Source organism: Streptomyces sp. NPDC004838, from assembly GCF_053600955.1.
Window position 1 is genome coordinate 1 of the sequence record NZ_JBSGAW010000076.1, and the last position, 1,654, is coordinate 1,654.

Here is a 1,654-nt window from a genome sequence, read left to right on the forward strand (position 1 = left end):
AGAAGCTGTTGTCTTTCCGCACTTGATCGCCGTGTTGTCGCTGGTCAGGCATGGTGCCGGGGTTTCCGTGGCAGACAGAGCACGTCGTGTCAGCGTTGCTGTGGAGGTGCGGGATGCCGTCGGTGATCGGGCTGCTGGAGGAGCGGGAACGAGCTGCCGCTCAGCGAGTGGAAGTACTGCGGACCGAGGCGGACCGGGTGCTGGCCGCGTTGCGGGAAGCGGAACTCGACTGGGAGCGGTTCGTCGTCTCCCGGGAGACTGTGGTCGAGGTTCTCTCCGGCCCGGATGGTGTGGCGGAGGCTGACACGTCGGCGTCCGGGGATCCTGAACCGTCGCCGTCGCCGTCGCCGTCGCCGTCGGGTGCGGTGCCGGGGTCGGTGGTGCCCGCATGGTGTGAAGGGCTCGTGGTGTCGGTGCTGTCGCCGGAGTATCAGCGGATCATGACGGTCCTGATCGCTGCGGAAAGGGCGTTGTCCTGCAAGGAACTCGCCTCTGAGCTCGGGGTGGAGCCGGGGGCGGCGAAGGTGGAGGGAGTGCGGTCGAAGGCGAACCGGCTGGTGCGGCAAGGGTGGCTGGTCAAGGAGCCCTCGGGCCGGTTCGGGCTCAGGGTCGGCGTGCGAGGCGGCGGGTCATGAGCATCGTCATCGACCACAGGATCATCGCCTCGCTGGAGTCGCACCGGCGCTCGTAGTCGCGGGCCAGACGCCGCGAGCGCAACAGCCACCCGAAACTTCTCTCCACCACCCACCGTCTCGGCAGCACCACAAACCCCTTCACGTCGTCACTGCGCCTGACGACCGTGACGATCAGCTGCAGCACGGCCAGGGCCCAGGTGACCAGCACTCCGGTGTAGCCGCCGTCGGCCCACAGCTTCGTGATCGTGGGGAACCGCTCCCGCAGCGCGGGCAGCATGTCGGCGGCGGCCTGCCGGTCGGGGACATGTGCCGGCAGCACCCGGATCTGCAGGAGCAGGCCGATCGTGTCGCAGACCAAGTGCCTGCGCCTGCCATTGATCTTCTTGCCGCCGTCGTAGCCCCGGCTGTCGGCCCCCACCACCGCGTCCGCCTTCACGGACTGCGAGTCGATCACCGCGGCCGTCGGCTCCGGATCGCGCCCGGCCTCCTCGCGTGCTTTCCCCCGCAGCCGGTCGTGGAGCTCACCGATCAGCCCGGTCCGACGCCAACGCCGCCAGAAGGCGTAGACCCGGTCCCAGGCGGGGAAGTCGACCGGCATGCTGCGCCACTTGATCCCGTTGTCGACGACATAGAAGACCGCGTCCAACATCACGCGGTGGCAGTAGCCCTCCGGCCTGCCGCCCCGGCCCTCCATCCACGCCGGCACCGGCAGCAGCGGCCGGATCTCCTGCCACTCGGCATCCGTCAGGTCCGTGCCGTAGGCCCGAACCCGGTCGGGCTGGTCGGCCGCGTTCCCGAACCGGTGAACGAGGCAATCGCACACCCCGCCGGACGAGTTGAACCCAGCAGCTTCGACCGCGTACAACGGTGACAACAGGGCCTCCTGGCGCTACTCGGTGTCTCAGCAACTCCGAACTGCACCGGAGGCCCTGTCTTCATGCACAGCCACGACAGAATCACCCGCCCCGAGGGCCACTTTCGATCACACCGCACTCAAGATCGATAGGACAACGTCTTCT

At 68.2% G+C, this 1,654-nt stretch carries 2 protein-coding genes; one reads left to right on the forward strand and one right to left on the reverse strand.

Annotation, left to right across the window (positions count from 1 at the left end):
* Positions 1 to 113 precede the first annotated feature (113 nt).
* Positions 114 to 635, forward strand: coding sequence for a hypothetical protein (locus ACWEFL_RS36075; protein ID WP_451721345.1), 522 nt, complete (start codon positions 114 to 116; stop codon positions 633 to 635).
* Here the strand turns inward: ACWEFL_RS36075 and ACWEFL_RS36080 are convergent.
* The gene (locus ACWEFL_RS36080; protein ID WP_451721347.1) at positions 604 to 1,509 is read right to left on the reverse strand and encodes an IS5 family transposase; all 906 of its coding nucleotides are present in this window, start codon (positions 1,507 to 1,509) and stop codon (positions 604 to 606) included. The two genes, ACWEFL_RS36075 and ACWEFL_RS36080, sit on opposite strands and share 32 nt — an antisense overlap.
* Positions 1,510 to 1,654: the final 145 nt, after the last annotated feature.

What these genes read in the sequence shown, in the direction of transcription:
- ACWEFL_RS36075 (WP_451721345.1), top strand. Translation starts at nt 114, where the DNA reads ATGCCGTCGGTGATCGGGCTGCTGGAGGAGCGGGAACGAGCTGCCGCT.